Origin of the sequence: Methylophaga sp. (assembly GCF_048266885.1) — a bacterium.
In the GTDB taxonomy this organism is placed as follows: Bacteria; Pseudomonadota; Gammaproteobacteria; order Nitrosococcales; family Methylophagaceae; genus Methylophaga.
In genome coordinates this window covers 62,275-76,354 of record NZ_JBLWYR010000011.1, presented here as the reverse complement: position 1 = coordinate 76,354, position 14,080 = coordinate 62,275, and the positions used below count along the sequence as shown (strand labels likewise).

At 44.5% G+C, this 14,080-nt stretch carries 20 protein-coding genes; all 20 read left to right on the top strand.

Going from position 1 to position 14,080, the window contains the following annotated elements; all coding sequences use genetic code 11:
* The first annotated feature begins 101 nt into the window (after window positions 1-101).
* The 20 genes from ACN0V2_RS07250 to ACN0V2_RS07155 all read left to right on the top strand — a co-directional run bounded on the left by ACN0V2_RS07250 (window position 102) and on the right by ACN0V2_RS07155 (window position 14,073).
* Window positions 102-929, top strand: coding sequence for a hypothetical protein (locus ACN0V2_RS07250; RefSeq protein ID WP_417550136.1), 828 nt, complete (start codon window positions 102-104; stop codon window positions 927-929).
* Window positions 926-2,317, top strand: a complete 1,392-nt coding sequence (locus ACN0V2_RS07245) for a VapE domain-containing protein (protein ID WP_417550135.1) — start codon at window positions 926-928, stop codon at window positions 2,315-2,317. The genes ACN0V2_RS07250 and ACN0V2_RS07245 overlap by 4 nt, the downstream gene beginning before the upstream one ends.
* Window positions 2,318-2,626: 309 nt before the next feature.
* The gene (locus ACN0V2_RS07240) at window positions 2,627-2,998 is read left to right on the top strand and encodes a hypothetical protein (protein ID WP_417550134.1); all 372 of its coding nucleotides are present in this window, start codon (window positions 2,627-2,629) and stop codon (window positions 2,996-2,998) included.
* A complete protein-coding gene (locus ACN0V2_RS07235; RefSeq protein WP_417550133.1) occupies window positions 2,998-3,213 on the top strand; it encodes a hypothetical protein in 216 nt (71 codons plus the stop codon). The genes ACN0V2_RS07240 and ACN0V2_RS07235 overlap by 1 nt, the downstream gene beginning before the upstream one ends.
* A gap of 91 nt (window positions 3,214-3,304) precedes the next feature.
* A complete protein-coding gene (locus ACN0V2_RS07230; protein WP_417550132.1) occupies window positions 3,305-3,604 on the top strand; it encodes a hypothetical protein in 300 nt (99 codons plus the stop codon).
* The gene (locus ACN0V2_RS07225; protein ID WP_417550131.1) at window positions 3,601-4,308 is read left to right on the top strand and encodes a hypothetical protein; all 708 of its coding nucleotides are present in this window, start codon (window positions 3,601-3,603) and stop codon (window positions 4,306-4,308) included. The genes ACN0V2_RS07230 and ACN0V2_RS07225 overlap by 4 nt, the downstream gene beginning before the upstream one ends.
* A 127-nt stretch (window positions 4,309-4,435) precedes the next feature.
* The gene (locus tag ACN0V2_RS07220; protein WP_417550130.1) at window positions 4,436-4,948 is read left to right on the top strand and encodes a hypothetical protein; all 513 of its coding nucleotides are present in this window, start codon (window positions 4,436-4,438) and stop codon (window positions 4,946-4,948) included.
* On the top strand, window positions 4,842-6,857 hold the full coding sequence (locus ACN0V2_RS07215) for a phage terminase large subunit family protein (protein WP_417550129.1): 2,016 nt from the start codon (window positions 4,842-4,844) through the stop codon (window positions 6,855-6,857). The genes ACN0V2_RS07220 and ACN0V2_RS07215 overlap by 107 nt, the downstream gene beginning before the upstream one ends.
* On the top strand, window positions 6,857-7,066 hold the full coding sequence (locus ACN0V2_RS07210) for a hypothetical protein (RefSeq protein WP_417550128.1): 210 nt from the start codon (window positions 6,857-6,859) through the stop codon (window positions 7,064-7,066). The genes ACN0V2_RS07215 and ACN0V2_RS07210 overlap by 1 nt, the downstream gene beginning before the upstream one ends.
* Entirely contained in the window at window positions 7,059-8,606 is a 1,548-nt protein-coding gene (locus tag ACN0V2_RS07205) for a phage portal protein (RefSeq protein WP_417550127.1), read from the top strand. The genes ACN0V2_RS07210 and ACN0V2_RS07205 overlap by 8 nt, the downstream gene beginning before the upstream one ends.
* Before the next feature lie 55 nt (window positions 8,607-8,661).
* Window positions 8,662-9,984, top strand: coding sequence for a S49 family peptidase (locus ACN0V2_RS07200; protein ID WP_417550126.1), 1,323 nt, complete (start codon window positions 8,662-8,664; stop codon window positions 9,982-9,984).
* On the top strand, window positions 9,984-10,355 hold the full coding sequence (locus ACN0V2_RS07195) for a DUF2190 domain-containing protein (protein ID WP_417550125.1): 372 nt from the start codon (window positions 9,984-9,986) through the stop codon (window positions 10,353-10,355). Before ACN0V2_RS07200 ends, ACN0V2_RS07195 begins: the two co-directional genes overlap by 1 nt.
* Window positions 10,356-10,360: 5 nt before the next feature.
* Entirely contained in the window at window positions 10,361-11,287 is a 927-nt protein-coding gene (locus ACN0V2_RS07190) for a phage capsid protein (RefSeq protein ID WP_417550124.1), read from the top strand.
* Between the two features lie 12 nt (window positions 11,288-11,299).
* Window positions 11,300-11,617, top strand: a complete 318-nt coding sequence (locus ACN0V2_RS07185) for a hypothetical protein (protein WP_417550123.1) — start codon at window positions 11,300-11,302, stop codon at window positions 11,615-11,617.
* Window positions 11,618-11,689: 72 nt separating this feature from the next.
* On the top strand, window positions 11,690-11,932 hold the full coding sequence (locus ACN0V2_RS07180; RefSeq protein WP_417550122.1) for a hypothetical protein: 243 nt from the start codon (window positions 11,690-11,692) through the stop codon (window positions 11,930-11,932).
* 2 nt (window positions 11,933-11,934) lie between these two features.
* Window positions 11,935-12,234 carry a hypothetical protein gene (locus ACN0V2_RS07175; RefSeq protein WP_417550121.1) on the top strand — a complete coding sequence of 100 codons (300 nt, stop codon included), beginning with the start codon at window positions 11,935-11,937 and terminating at the stop codon, window positions 12,232-12,234.
* Window positions 12,231-12,674, top strand: coding sequence for a hypothetical protein (locus tag ACN0V2_RS07170; RefSeq protein ID WP_417550120.1), 444 nt, complete (start codon window positions 12,231-12,233; stop codon window positions 12,672-12,674). Before ACN0V2_RS07175 ends, ACN0V2_RS07170 begins: the two co-directional genes overlap by 4 nt.
* 87 nt (window positions 12,675-12,761) lie before the next feature.
* Entirely contained in the window at window positions 12,762-13,418 is a 657-nt protein-coding gene (locus ACN0V2_RS07165; protein WP_417550119.1) for a phage tail tube protein, read from the top strand.
* Between the two features lie 8 nt (window positions 13,419-13,426).
* The gene (locus ACN0V2_RS07160; protein ID WP_417550118.1) at window positions 13,427-13,747 is read left to right on the top strand and encodes a phage tail assembly chaperone; all 321 of its coding nucleotides are present in this window, start codon (window positions 13,427-13,429) and stop codon (window positions 13,745-13,747) included.
* Complete coding sequence (locus tag ACN0V2_RS07155; RefSeq protein WP_417550117.1) at window positions 13,708-14,073, top strand: DUF1799 domain-containing protein; 366 nt, start codon at window positions 13,708-13,710, stop codon at window positions 14,071-14,073. Before ACN0V2_RS07160 ends, ACN0V2_RS07155 begins: the two co-directional genes overlap by 40 nt.
* The last annotated feature ends 7 nt before the right edge of the window (window positions 14,074-14,080 follow it).

The window sequence follows — 14,080 nt, the reverse complement described above, 5'->3', positions numbered from 1 at the left end:
GATCTATTGCGTTGTTGCCACTGTGTTTACCTTCGTAATGGCTGTTTTTACGCTGCCATCTCAGGCACCTATTCTGTTCAATAAAGTTGTGAGTTTTTTCCGTGATCGCTTCTGATGCCTTGGCACATGTTCAATCGATGGGGCTGATGGTTGATGCGTTGGTGACGGATGGTGCTGTGCATCGTGTGCCGGTGCAGGGTAAGGCGAGTGGGACCAAAAGCGGGTCTTATTGCTTTACTGAGTTGGTGATTCCGGATGTTCGCACTGAGTTGTGCGGGTTTGTGTGTAATTGGTATGACAGGCGGTTTGAGTTTTTAAAGCCGGACATGCTGGATGATGATCCGTTTGAATCAATGTATGAGTCATTACAGCTTTTTACCACTATGCAGGAAGTCCAAAAGCAGCATGAGCAGGAGATGCATATTGAGGCATCACACCGTGCTGCTGAGATTTTTGAGAAGTTGCCAGACCGTGGAAAAGCGCCGTGGTTGTTTGAACACAATATCGGTGGCTATGGCTTGCGGTATAGCAAAAAAACGGTGGTGATACCGATTAAGACGATTACGGATGAATGGCGCGGCTTGCAGTTTGTGAATGAGGCGGGCAATGCCAAGTTTTTGACGGGTACGGATTTTTCAGGGGCGTTTCATTTGCTTGGCCAAGTGAAAAAAGAAGTGGCCATTGTGCGTGATTATGCGTCGGCGGCGGTGATTCATAAAACGATGAATTGGCCGGTTGCGGTGACGTTTGATGATGAGAATCTACGGGCTGTGGCTAAGGCGTTTCGTAAGAAGTTTCCGAAATTGTTTATTTTAATTTGTGGATCGGGGTCAGGTGCATCTGATGATCAGGAGAGCATTCCGGCTGCGTTAGCTGCTTTTGATTGTCAGGGGCAGTGCGTGTATCCGTTTGCTGGTGATTCATTATGACGCAATCTTTTATCGACCTGGCTATGCAATATGGCCCCGAGGCGGTGGCAGCGTCTATCCGCGCTCAATTAGAGAAGAACGAGAAGAAGCTTAAACAGCAGATTAAGCAGCATGAAGTGCCCGATACCCCCGATCAGCCTGCGGCGGAGTTGTGGCAAAAACGGCTGATGAGAAATGATAGAGGCGTTATTCAAAATCATGCATTTAATATTTTGCAGATATTGGATAACGACCCGGCATGGAAGGATGTGCTTGCTTATTGCGATTTTTCGTATCGAATCATCAAACGAAAACTGCCTGGTGTTAAAGATTTTAAATTGGGTGAGTGGGATGACGGCGATACGGCACGTTTGGGTATTTGGTTAACCTCTCGTCATAAATTCAAACCGGGCAGAGGTGAGATGTTGGATGCCTTGTTAACATCAAGCCAGTCAAGGCGATTTCATCCGGTTAGAGAGTATCTACAATCTGTTAAATGGGATGGCGTTAGTCGGATTGATAATTGGCTAGAGGGCTGTTTCGGTGCGAAAGCTAAGGCGGGGTCAAAGTACCTGCAATTAGTTAGTCGATATTTCATGATTTCGGCAGTGGCCAGAATTATGCTGCCGTTGAAAACGGACGACGTTAACAAGGTTGATACGGTGTTAATCCTGGAAGGTAACCAGGGGATTAAGAAATCAACAGCTGTGAAGACGCTCTTTGGTGAGTGGTTTTCTGATGCACCCATACCGATAGGCGATAAGGATGCTTATCAGAACATTACGGGGGTGTGGGGCGTTGAAATGGCCGAATTGGATGCGTTCAATAAGGCTGAGAATACAGCGGCTAAGATGTTCTTTTCTCAACAGCGTGACCGATATCGACCGAGTTACGGCATGTTTGCTCAAGACTTTCCACGTCAATGTGTATTTGTCGGTACCACGAATCAAGATGAGTATTTGAAGGATTACACAGGTAACCGGCGCTATTGGCCGGTTATGTGCACTAAGGTGAATATTCAGGCGCTAGCTGATTTTCGCGATTTGCTATGGGCTGAGGCGTTTCATGCTTATCAGTCGGGTGAGCGATGGTGGGTCGATGGGGCTGAAGAAGATGCTCTTTTCGAGAGCGAGCAGGATGATCGTATGCAAGCGGACCCGTGGGAGTCGATGCTACAGGATTACCTCGATACGGCTACAGATGAATATTTCACCGCTGCGGACTTATTGCTGAACTGTATAAAACTGGATGGCGGGCACATGACCCGCGCCCATCAAAACCGGCTTAGTCCGATCATGAAATCTCTCGGTTGGAAAAACGAAAGGCGATGGATCATAACAGGTGTTTCTGCTCAAAAAGTGCAGCGGCGGGTGTATGTGCGACCTGTGAAAAATGAGGCACCTTTTTGATTATGGCTAATTACAACCAATTTTGTGACAACCAAGACAACCTTGTGACAACCTTTTTAAAAGAGGTTGTCACGCTGAAAAATGTTGGTATATCTCGCTTTAGCCGATTTGTGACAACCAAGACAACCTCCTTACGTGACACGTGCGTGCACATGCGCACATGCGCGCACGTACGTGAATACGTTGTCACATATGTCACATCATGTTTTTTAATAAAAAAATCAGATAGTTATGTTGTGACAACCTGTTTTTATTTGGTTGTCTTGGGTTGTCTTGGTTGTCACAGAGGGTTTTTTCATGGGGGTGGTTATGAATCGTGATGTTCGGATAAACACCAAATCCTTGCTGCATCGTTGGGGTCAGTGGGCGAGCCGGGATGGTATGGCAAGGTTAGGTTATCCACCGATGTCAGCTGAGCAGATGGATCACATTAAAATCCATGAAGGTGATTACCCCACTGAAATGCGTGTTGAAATAGCGTTGTGTGAGTTGGGCAAGTTTGATGACCTGGCGCTTAAGGCCACTAAGCTGTATTACACAGAAGACAAAGAAACCGGAAACATGTTGAGCTGGGATGAAGTGGCAGACCGGCTGAAATGTGGCAAAAAGAAGATTAAGGCAGCACACGATTTCACTATCGGCTTTGTGGCTAGTTCTTTACGAGACCTGGTATCAAACTGATGGATCTGAATCTGTCAGCATTGGACAATGAACGTAAAGCCTTTGCATGGGGATGGATTAAAGAAAACAAGCCAGAAGTGGCAGCATTGATTGAATCAGCCTTTGTTAAGTCTGCGCAAAAAACCTTTGCTGGTGAAATCATTATCAATGTAAGCGATAGTGATTTAGCGGATATGAAAGAAAAGTTTGCAAAGGGGCCCCGAGTTGTTATATAAATCAGCACAAGATTCCATAAATGCCTCTAGCGCTTGCGTTAGGGGCTTTTTTTATGCCTGTGATATGGGGTGCAGTTTGTCAGTAGAGGAAATGAAACAGTTTATTGAGCACATTGCATCAACGTTATTACCGAAGATCTTTACCGTTACAGCCAGTGGTAATCTGCTTATTGCTGGCTTAGCCTTTGCTGATGTGGTCAATGTGTTTGTTTCATTCACTTCATTCGTCCTGATGATAGTGGTGTTTTGGTTTACTCTTCGACATAAAAAGCGCCAGGCATATCTGACAGAGTTAGAGATAGCTGCTAAAGAAACAGCTAATGCATTGAGCAGGGCGAACATACAGCCTTACCCGAAAGACTCAGATGCTTCACTTACTGATGCACTATGAACATTCAAATCAAATCAGAGTTGGATAAACTCACTAAGAATCTGACGGATGTAGAGAAGAAGCAAATCCCTTTTGCCATGGCTTTAGCCCTCAATGAAGCGGCTACCATTGGACAGTCAGCCGGTGTGAAAGAAATGCAAAGGGTGTTTGATAGACCAACACCCTTCATCCTCAAATCATTACGAGTGACCAGAGCAAGTAAGAACAACCTGAAGTCTGAGGTTGGCTTTAAGAATGTCTTTGGTAAGTTTGGTTCAGCGGTTGAGAACACACTGAAGCCACACATCGAAGGCGGCAAACGTAAGCCTAAAGGATCAGAGGCAACACTGAGACGTGCTGGTATTTTGCGGCCTGATGAATTCATTGTACCAAGCAAAGCACTCAGGCTTGACCGGTTCGGCAACATACCGAACGGCACCATGAATAAGATCCTGTCTAACATTGGTGGGTTTGGTGAGCAAGGTTACAAGGCCAACACTCCTGCAGCCAGACGAACACTCAAGTATATCGTTGGTGAAGTAGGTGGCACACGTGGCATCTGGAGTGTGCAAGGTAAGCAATGGAAACCAGTGCTCATCTTTGTTAAGCAACCAAACTATAAAGCTCGGTTCGACTTCTATGGCGTAACACAACGTGCAATAGATGAAGGCTTTCCCGGTGCCATGGCCCGAAGCTTGAGACGCGCACTCGATACAGCAAACTAAAGGTACTCCCGGGCCCCCAGCCCACACGGGTAATTAACACCCCGGTTTTTTTGTAGATTTGAATTCCTATAGGGGGTTCAGTTGCAGAAGTGATTGATTCATCAGCTCAAAATTCAGGAAGTGAGACGTGCCAACATTAAAAGTTATCGGCAATCATCTGGATATGAGCGAGCGAAACGCCGGTACCGTTTGCCAAAACCTTGGCTTAAATCGTGACACCTCCACACTGGATCACATCCGCATTACCTATATTCGTGATTTGCGAGAAAAGGCAGCGGGCCGCGGTGGTGAGGATCAAGGCAAATTAACACTGGCCAGAATCAGAGAGGCCAACAGTAATGCAGACCTTAGAGAGTTAATGGTCAAAGAGAAAGCAGGGCAGTTGGTGAATGTTAATGAAATCGAACCCCAACTTGTGTCCATGGTTACTGCAGCAAAACAGGAGCTCTTATCTTTACCTGAAAAAGTGGCGAGCGATATTAAAGCAATGCATGGCATTGAGATTGATGTATCGCTGATACAGGAACATATTTATGACTCCCTCAACCAATTGGCAACAAGCTTGCACGCAATCGATGCAAACGATGATGTCAAGAGTGATGAAAAAATGGTTACCTCCACCGAAATTAACGACTACTGAGTGGGCTGATAAATATCGTTATTTAGCTGCTGAATCATCAAACATCCACGGAAAATATAATTCAAAATTAACTCCGTGGGTTAAGTTCATACACGAAGCATTAGACGATCCAAACGTTTACAAAGTTGTTTGTATGAAGTCTGCTCAAGTCGCATGGACAGACGGTGTTATAAATAACTGGCTTGGTCGAATTATTGATATAGATCCATCGCCTGTAATCGGCTTATTCAGTAAGACTGATTCAGCCAGAGAGTTTGGACAAGAAAAACTCGGTCCGATGGTCACAGCCACACCAAGGCTTAGAGATAAGCTTGACGTAACTACAAGCAGAAAGGACGGAAACAGAGCTTTATTTAAAAAATTCCCTGGTGGATTTATCAAACTAGTTGGTTCCAACAGTCCGAGTAATGTCAAGTCAACACCTGCACCCAGAGTATTTGTTGAAGAACCTGATGATGCATCCGAAAACGTTGGCAAGCAAGGCGACTCAATTAAGTTGCTTGAGGAAAGAACCAAAACATATTCTCGAAGGAAAATAGTTTTCGGTGGTACACCCTCAATCAAAGGTCTATCAACAATAGAGGATGCTTATAACGGTTCTGATAAAAGAATTTTTCTTGTACCTTGCCATCACTGTGGCGAAGCTCACGCATTGAGTTGGGAAAACGTAGGATGGGATGAGGACGAAAACCAACTACATGAAATATATGGACATGCTAGACCTGAAACCGCTTATTACTCTTGCCCTCATTGTGGGGCTATTTGGAACGATTACGAAAAGATAAAAAATGTACGACAGATGTATCCAGAGAATACTGCTGAATTTCGAGGTGTTGCTGGCTTCTACATCAACGAATTGTACAGCCCGTTTCCAGGCTCAACCTTTTCAAGGTTAGTTGAACGCTATCTCGAAGCTGAACAAAAGCTTGAGCAAGGCGATCAGACTGACTCAATAGTGTTCACCAATGCAGCACTTGGTTTGCCGTATGAGTTCAAGTCTGATGCACCTGAGGCAGATGAACTAAAAGATAAAGCACTTGATTACCCAGAACTGGAAGTGCCACGGGATGGCCTGATATTAACTGCAGGCATCGACGTTCAGCACAACCGCTTTGCTGTGATCATTCGAGCATGGGGCCGTGATGAGGAAAGCTGGTTAGTTTATTGGCATGAGCTCCACGGGAATGTTCATGACAAATTAGATCCAGTTTGGGGCGAATTAGAAAAGCTGATTTATTCACCAATCAAGCACTTTTCAGGTGCTTCGATAATGATGAGTGCAGCCAGCTTTGACAGCTCAGACGGTACCACCTCTGACAATGTTTATGCCTTTGTTCGTGACATGAGCAAAAAATACAGATCGATTTCATCGATGGCCGTGAAAGGATCATCAAATGATTACGGTACCCGCGAGATATTTGCCAAACCGAAACAGTCAATCGACACCAAAAACAAAGCTAACACCAAGGCTGCCAAGTATGGTTTGGCTCCGTTTATTGTCGGTACCCACAAAGCCAAGGATGAAGTTGATAGACGACTCAAACTAGTCGGCAGGGGAAAGGATCGTTTCCACACATACAAAACAGTACGTGTTGATTATTTCGATCAAGTACTTGCCGAAGTTAAAGCGCCTCACCGCTCCATTCGCAACAAAATGGTTTGGCAGTTGAGGGCTGGCCAACGTAATGAAGCACTTGATTGTGAAGTGTATGCGCTGCATGCGGCTAGAGCTAAAAAAGTACATTTAATGAAAGCCGGGCATTGGGATGCTATCGAACAAAAGCTCATACAAAGCGATTTGTTTACAGCTCCAGATCCAGTGGAGCAAACAAATACACCAGCTGATAACGCCACGCCCGTTACAGCAAAACCAAAAAAACGACAACTTAGCGAAGGGGTTAGTCTTTAATGACTGGAATAACAAAAGAACAAGCACAAGCTAAGTTGGACACATGGTTAGCAGCTGATGAGCGTCTGGCAAAAGGCCAAAGCGTTTCGATTTCTGGTCGTTCGATCACGCATGCTGAAGCATTAAAAAATATCCAGTTTTGGGATAAGAAAGTTCGTCAACTCACCCGAGGTGGAAAACGTATCAGATTGGCGGTACCGAATGGTTAACAACGTCAACACACCTTTCGGAAATTTTTTACTTCCGGCATCGGTTGCACGTGAGCTCGCTACAGAGCAAGTTAATGCACTCATGGGTGGTTATTCAGGTGCAAGCAATAAACGCTCAATGCAAGGATGGCGTGCCCCTTCATTAGATGCTGATAGCTCGCTTGAATATGATTTAAAAAAATTACGAGATCGTTCAAGTGACTTAATTCGTAATAACCCTTTAGCAACTGGCGTCATTAATACCAAAGTGACATCTGTTGTTGGCTCTGGTCTCAAACTAAAGCCATCGATTAAGCGAAAATACCTTCCGATATCCGATGAACAAGCAGATGAATGGGAAAGCACTGCAGAGTTTGAATTTAACGAATTAGCTAAAACGATCAATGTTTCTGGAAACACATCCTTTGCAGGTATGCAGGATCTGGCCTTCCGTAGCGTACTCGAAAAAGGCGATACATTTGCGTTGTTAGTCACCAAAAAACGCCAGAACCTTCCCTATACACTTGGCGTTCAAATGATTGAAGCTGAGCGGGTTTGCAATAAAAATAACAAACGTAATGCTGATAGGCTGGTTGATGGTATTGAAAAAGATGAGTATGGCGCACCGATTAACTATCACATCATCACTAAGCACCCAGGCTCAACAATAAACAATAAAAAAACCGCATGGCAGATCGTTGCTGCCAATGATGCGAATGGCCGCCCACAAGTACTTCACTTGTTTAAGCCTTTGCGTCCAGGACAAACACGAGGCATTCCCGATCTAGCACCTGTCATTGATTCATTAAAACAGTTGGGACGATATACAGAAGCCGAATTAATGGCTGCAGTTGTCGGGGGAATGTTCTCAGTCTTTATAAAAACAGAAGATGGTGATGGTGAACTTGAACAATTAACCGAAGGTGCTACTAATTCAGAACAAGATTTATCACTGGGTAATGGTGCCATTGTAGGTTTAGGGCCCAATGAGTCAATTGAAGTGGCTAACCCCGGCAGACCTAACCAAGCTTTTGATCCGTTTGTATTGGCCATCCTGCGTCAGATTGGTACCGCACTTGAGCTGCCTTATGAAATATTGATCAAGCATTTCACAGCCAGCTACTCAGCATCACGTGCCGCGATGATTGAAGCATGGCGTTTCTTCATGGCCAGAAGACAATGGTTGGCAGAACGTTTCTGTCAGCCAATCTATGAAGCTATGATTGATGAAGCGGTCGCTATGGGCCGACTGAAAGCCCCTGGATATTTCTCCGATCCATTTATTCGTGCTGCCTATTTGGGTGCTGAATGGGTTGGCCAGTCACCTGGTCAGATTGATCCACTCAAATCAGCCAAGTCCGATGAGCTGTTAAATAAAATGGGCGTTAAAACACTGGACCAAATCACCAAAGAAACGACCGGTGGTGACTGGGATGCCAATCATCAGCAGTTAGTTAAAGAAAACAACCGCCGAACCAAAGATGGATTAAACGTTACTCCTAGTGCTGATGTGGGTGAGTTATTGCCTGAGGATCAGCAAAATGAAGGCGACGTTAGTTAGATAGTATTTTCATGTAAATAAAAGCCGCGCTTAGCAATAAGCAGCGGCTTTTTTTATGGCCGAACAAAAGGATAACCCTATGCCGAAAAGTGCGATTGAACTGCTCACGGGTGGCGCACCTTGGGCGATCATGCCAGAAATGATGGACACCATCGAAGCGATTGCCAATCGTGAAACCGATCCAGAGGCTGTTGCCAAGCAACTTGGTAGACCTTTACAAAACACACGATCAGTTGAAATGCGTGGTGATGTAGCAATCATTCCGGTTTCAGGTCCTATCTTCCCTAAAGCCAATTTAATGACCGAGATATCGGGTGCCACATCGATTCAGATCTTGGCGCTTGATTTTAATTCGGCATTACAAAATCCCAACGTGAAATCAATTGTGCTTGATATGAGTTCACCAGGTGGTCAGGTCAGCGGGATAAATGAATTTGCTGGAATGGTACGGGATTCGACCAAACCAGTAACAGCCTACGTGGGAGATTTAGCAGCCAGTGCCGGTTATTGGATAGCAAGCCAGGCTGATGAAATTGTGATGGAACCCACTGCGTTAGCAGGAAATGTTGGCGTTGTCCTTGGGTTTAAAAAACCATCTGCTGAAGACCCAAATAGAGAGCTTGTTTCATCCAGAGCACCAGATAAACGACCTGATTTAAACACTGAAGAAGGGGTCGCAGTTTTACAAGCCCGTATCGATGCTATCGAAGATGTTTTTTTAACTACCGTGGCCAGTGGTCGCGGTATGACAGTGGATGCTTTGGCCGCCATTCGTGGCCAAGTATTGGTAGGTCAGGCGGCTGTTGATGCTGGTCTGGCAGATAAGTTGGGTTCACTTGAATCCGTTATTGCCGGGTTATCCGGTGTTTCAATCAATGGAGGCGCTATGCCTGATACGAAAAAACCAACCGCAGGTGACGATCCAGAAACACCTGCATTAACCGTCTCAGCCATTAAGGCTGATCACCCTGAAATCTACGAAGCAATTTTTAATGCTGGTGCATCATCAATTGATGTTTCAGCAGTACAGAAAGAAGGTGCTGAAAAAGAACGTGAGCGAATCAAAGCCGTTCAAGAACAATCCGTTCCTGGCCATGAAGCATTGATCACAGAAATGGCATTTGATGGTGTTACCTCACCAGGCGAAGCGGCTATTGCTGTATTAAGAGCTGAACGTGAGCTCGGTGCAAAGCATTTAGAGTCTACACAAACCCGAATCACACCATTGCCTGATGCAGAAGTTACCACCAAGGCAAGTGGTGATTCTAAAGATCTCGCGGATCAAGCTAAAGCGATGGTTGCTGAATACAAGTCCCGAGGTATCACGCTCAGCCTTTCACAAGCGATGAGCAAAATTAAACAGGGAGATACTGAGTAATGAACCCATTATTGATTAAAAACTATACGGCTCAAGCAGTCGTTCTACCTCATCGCATTGTGAAATTCGGTGCGGCGGATGGTGAGGTATTGCATGCTGCAGCTGCGTCAGATCTTAGCGTTGGCGTGACTGATACCTTGGGCGCTGAACTTGGCGGGCGAGTTGATGTTGTTCGTATTGGTATTGGCAACGTGGAATACGGCGGTACGGTCGCACGTGGTGCCAAGCTTACTAGCGACTCAACAGGTCGAGCAGTTGCTGCAGCACCATCGGCCGGTGCAAATGCCCAAATTATCGGGACAGCAGAACTTTCAGGTGTTGTCGGTGATATCGGCAAAGTGCTTATTAATCCATCTATTATGCAAGGATAACCATCATGCCAGCTCCATTTCCTATTGATCCACATCTTACAGGCATAGCCATTGCCTATCGAAACGAAAGCCTGATTGCTGATTCCGTTTTACCACGTGTACCGGTAAGCAAAGAATCATTCAAGTATCAGGAATTTAAACTAGCAGATAGCTTTACGCTCCCTGATACACGCGTTGGTCGTAAATCCGAACCGAATCAAGTTGAGTTTGGCTCAACTGAAAAAACTGCTTCAACCGAAGATCACGGTTTGGATGATTTAATTCCTTATTCAGACATAGCGAATGCATCAGAAAATCAAGATCCGGAAGGGCAGGCAGTTGAAACACTGACTAACTTGATTGAACTTAGCCGTGAAGTACGTACTGCATCTGTCGTTTTCAATGCTGCAAGTTATACTGCGGGCAACATCAATACGCTCTCTGGTACTTCTCAGTTTAATGATTACGCGAACAGCGATCCGATCCGCATTATCACTGAGGCATTAGATTCGATGATTATGCGGGCCAACGTCATGACACTTGGCCGTGAAGTCTACAGCAAGCTTTCACGTCACCCATTGTTAGTCAAAGCCTTTCATGGCAACAGCGGTGATTCTGGCATCGTTACGCGTCAGTTTTTAGCGGAACTGTTCGAACTTGATGAAGTGCTGGTCGGTTCAAGCCGGTTGAACATTGCAAAACCTGGTCAAACACCGACATTAAATCGTGTCTGGGGTAAACACATTTCATTAACTTATCGTGATCCTTTAGCCAACACTCGTAACGGTACAACATTCGGCTTTACTGCTCAGTTTGAAGAGCGTATCGCTGGCAGCATGCCAGAAGAGAAAAAAGGCTTACGCGGCGGCACGCTGGTCCGTGCTGGTGAATCAGTTAAAGAATTGGTTGTTGCCAAAGATCTGGGCTACTACATTCAAAATGCGATTGCATAAAAGGGGAATGTCATGCCTAAGTTCAATGTTGATACTAAGTTAGAGCACGATGGCGAGCCTTATGAAACTGGCAGTTCCATTGAGTTATCTAAAAAACAAGCTGAACCACTATTAGCTATCAATGCCATTAGCGTTGCTGGCAAGTCAGATAAGGCAGATCCATTTACTCAAGAGCAGATCCTTGAAGCAATGGGTGCTTTAGATAAAGAAAATGAAGACCTATTCACCCGTGAAGGTTTGCCAACAACGAAAGCCCTTGAAGATGTTCTGGGCGGCAGCGTTTCTGCTGAAGAACGAAACGCGGCATGGGCTGTTTTTAACGAAGAATAGTCTGTATGAAAACCCGAAAAGCTACTGCCAGAAGTTAGGGCAGTAGCTTTTTTTCACACCCAAGGTGCTGATATGAGCTTATTAAAAACAAATTTTGGACTGATACCCGTTATCAATCCCACATCGATTGCAACTACTGAATCAATTGATGGTGATGAGACGATTGTTTTTTCTCCACAAACTGATGTGGTTTATCACATCAACGATGACACTGAAAATACGGCCACCATTTTTGCCGGTACCGTTCGTGGCATCGATAAGGGTCAGGTTTTTACACTTGCATCACCTACGGTATGTGAATTGGTGGAACGCTAATCATGGCGATGGATCCTGATTTAATTGATGAATTAAACCAAACATGCATGGAAATTCTCGGCGATTCTGGCATCTTAATTGACGGTGTTGAAGTTGATGCCGTTTTCCATGATGCCTATAACGAGCTGGGTTTAGGTGTTGGCATGGAGTCTTCTAGCCCTTATTTAGAGCTTTTATCAAACGAAGCATCTAGTGTTAATAGTTCAACTTCGATCACTGTTTCCGGTGTCAGTTACCGAGCCGTGATGCCACTTGAGCCAGATGGTACCGGCATGACAATTGTTCGGCTAGATTTGATATGAGTCATGTAAGGCAACAAATACGCGAAGCGCTTAAAGCGGTTTTGAAGGGCTTACCGATCACACAAGATAGAGTCTTTGTAAATCGCGTTGATCCGATTCTTAAGGGCACTGTTCCTGCTTTAACGATCCGCACCGGTAATGATCAAAAAACAGAAGTGATAACCATGGGAAAACCTGCACTGGTTGCACGTCAAGTTGATGTGTTTGTCACCGCTTATGCCGTAGGTGACGAAGTGGATGATCAGCTGGATGATATTTGCATTGAAGTTGAAAAGACGATTGCAAGTAATTCAACCTTATCCGGATTAGTCAAAAATATTGAATACATGGAAAGCGAGCATGATTTAGAACGCTCAGAAAAACTAAAAGGCATTCGTGAGAATGGCTTCCAATGTATCTACTTTATTCAAGAAGATGATCCAGAAACAGCTCTTAACTAAATTTTAAACTCAAAAATCAAACCCCAGATGGTAAGCGGCCACTGGGGTTTTTTTATTTCTACCGCTTGAAAATATTGGAGATAGATAATGGCTAATCCTATGTTACCGGCGGGAACGCGAATTTTTATACAAAGCGCAATCAGTGCCCAGCAAACTATAACGGAGATATCAAAGGCCAACCCTGGCGTTGTAACTTATGAAGGCACCGATCCAGAAAACAATGCATATGTCGCAATACAAAATGTAAATGGAATGACCATCTTAGATGATGCATTAGTCAAAGTAGCTAATGTCGATATTGTTGAAAAAAACTTTGAAATGAAAGGTCAAGACACATCTGATTACCCTGATTTTGAAAGCGGCTTTATGTCACCTTTGGTTATCGGTACAGAGCTAAAAATAGCAACAGGCTTGGCAATGTCTGGCGGTGACCCTAAATATGCATCATTTCAGTTTTTGTGGGACTTAATTGAGAGACAGCTACCCGCAGGATTCACGCCTATTACTGTAAGTATTCCATGCATATTTGATCCTGCAGATCCGGGCTTGGTTAGATCAGTTAAAGCGTCTGATACACAATCAAAACTTGCGATTAAACTTTTATTTACTAATGGTTTAGAGCTGTTATTTTTTGGCTATATTTCTGCGCCTGGACTGCCTAATATCACGGATTTAGCAAGTGTGATAACAACAAATGTCTCGGTATCACTATCAACCCGCCCAAGATTTATTCTTCCAGTTTAAGGTGAACCATGAGCGAGATATTTGAACTAGATCATGAGAACAGCTTTATCGGTGATGTAGAAATCCCACTGCCAGGCAAACAGAAACCCAAAATACTCACCCTTAAATTTAAGTGGATGAGTAAAACCGACAAGCTTGAATACCTGAAAAACGTATCTGGTAAAGATGATCTCACTGCATTAAAAGAAATCGTCTTAGGTTGGGAGAACGTAAAGGCTAAATTTACAGATGACAGCCTGGCCAAGCTACTCGATAACTATGGCAATTCTGGCCTGGTGATTCTTAATTATTGGATAGCAGAAACAGCCAAGGCGAAAGAAAAAAACTAATCGCGCTTGCTACACGGCTGTATAGCAAGCGTGATGATTTAAAGGACAGCTTAGCGGCATTCGGATTGCCACCAGAACTGGCACAACATATTCCCATCGAAAAAACACAGGTGTGGCTAATACACTTTGATGTTTTGCAGGTATTTAACTCACTTAGCACTCAATGGCGTGTTGGTCCTTGGGGCAGAACGGGCATTGATTATTCAGTGCTACCGGTGGTGATGGATCTGCATGAAATAAACCCAACCGAAAGAAAGCAGATGTTTGCTGATTTAAAAGTCATGGAAACCGCTGCGTTAGAACAACTGCATCCCCCAACTAAATAACGGTATT

Excerpts from the sequence above, each read along its gene's own strand:
- ACN0V2_RS07235 (WP_417550133.1), top strand. The coding sequence starts at position 2,998 with ATGGATCTGAATCTGTCAGCATTGGACAATGAACGTAAAGCCTTTGCA.
- ACN0V2_RS07180 (WP_417550122.1), top strand. The coding sequence starts at position 11,690 with ATGAGCTTATTAAAAACAAATTTTGGACTGATACCCGTTATCAATCCC.
- ACN0V2_RS07190 (WP_417550124.1), top strand. The coding sequence starts at position 10,361 with ATGCCAGCTCCATTTCCTATTGATCCACATCTTACAGGCATAGCCATT.
- ACN0V2_RS07230 (WP_417550132.1), top strand. The coding sequence starts at position 3,305 with ATGAAACAGTTTATTGAGCACATTGCATCAACGTTATTACCGAAGATC.
- ACN0V2_RS07225 (WP_417550131.1), top strand. The coding sequence starts at position 3,601 with ATGAACATTCAAATCAAATCAGAGTTGGATAAACTCACTAAGAATCTG.
- ACN0V2_RS07205 (WP_417550127.1), top strand. The coding sequence starts at position 7,059 with ATGGTTAACAACGTCAACACACCTTTCGGAAATTTTTTACTTCCGGCA.
- ACN0V2_RS07215 (WP_417550129.1), top strand. The coding sequence starts at position 4,842 with ATGACTCCCTCAACCAATTGGCAACAAGCTTGCACGCAATCGATGCAA.
- ACN0V2_RS07185 (WP_417550123.1), top strand. The coding sequence starts at position 11,300 with ATGCCTAAGTTCAATGTTGATACTAAGTTAGAGCACGATGGCGAGCCT.
- ACN0V2_RS07240 (WP_417550134.1), top strand. The coding sequence starts at position 2,627 with ATGAATCGTGATGTTCGGATAAACACCAAATCCTTGCTGCATCGTTGG.
- ACN0V2_RS07195 (WP_417550125.1), top strand. The coding sequence starts at position 9,984 with ATGAACCCATTATTGATTAAAAACTATACGGCTCAAGCAGTCGTTCTA.
- ACN0V2_RS07175 (WP_417550121.1), top strand. The coding sequence starts at position 11,935 with ATGGCGATGGATCCTGATTTAATTGATGAATTAAACCAAACATGCATG.
- ACN0V2_RS07160 (WP_417550118.1), top strand. The coding sequence starts at position 13,427 with ATGAGCGAGATATTTGAACTAGATCATGAGAACAGCTTTATCGGTGAT.
- ACN0V2_RS07165 (WP_417550119.1), top strand. The coding sequence starts at position 12,762 with ATGGCTAATCCTATGTTACCGGCGGGAACGCGAATTTTTATACAAAGC.
- ACN0V2_RS07210 (WP_417550128.1), top strand. The coding sequence starts at position 6,857 with ATGACTGGAATAACAAAAGAACAAGCACAAGCTAAGTTGGACACATGG.
- ACN0V2_RS07200 (WP_417550126.1), top strand. The coding sequence starts at position 8,662 with ATGGCCGAACAAAAGGATAACCCTATGCCGAAAAGTGCGATTGAACTG.
- ACN0V2_RS07170 (WP_417550120.1), top strand. The coding sequence starts at position 12,231 with ATGAGTCATGTAAGGCAACAAATACGCGAAGCGCTTAAAGCGGTTTTG.
- ACN0V2_RS07245 (WP_417550135.1), top strand. The coding sequence starts at position 926 with ATGACGCAATCTTTTATCGACCTGGCTATGCAATATGGCCCCGAGGCG.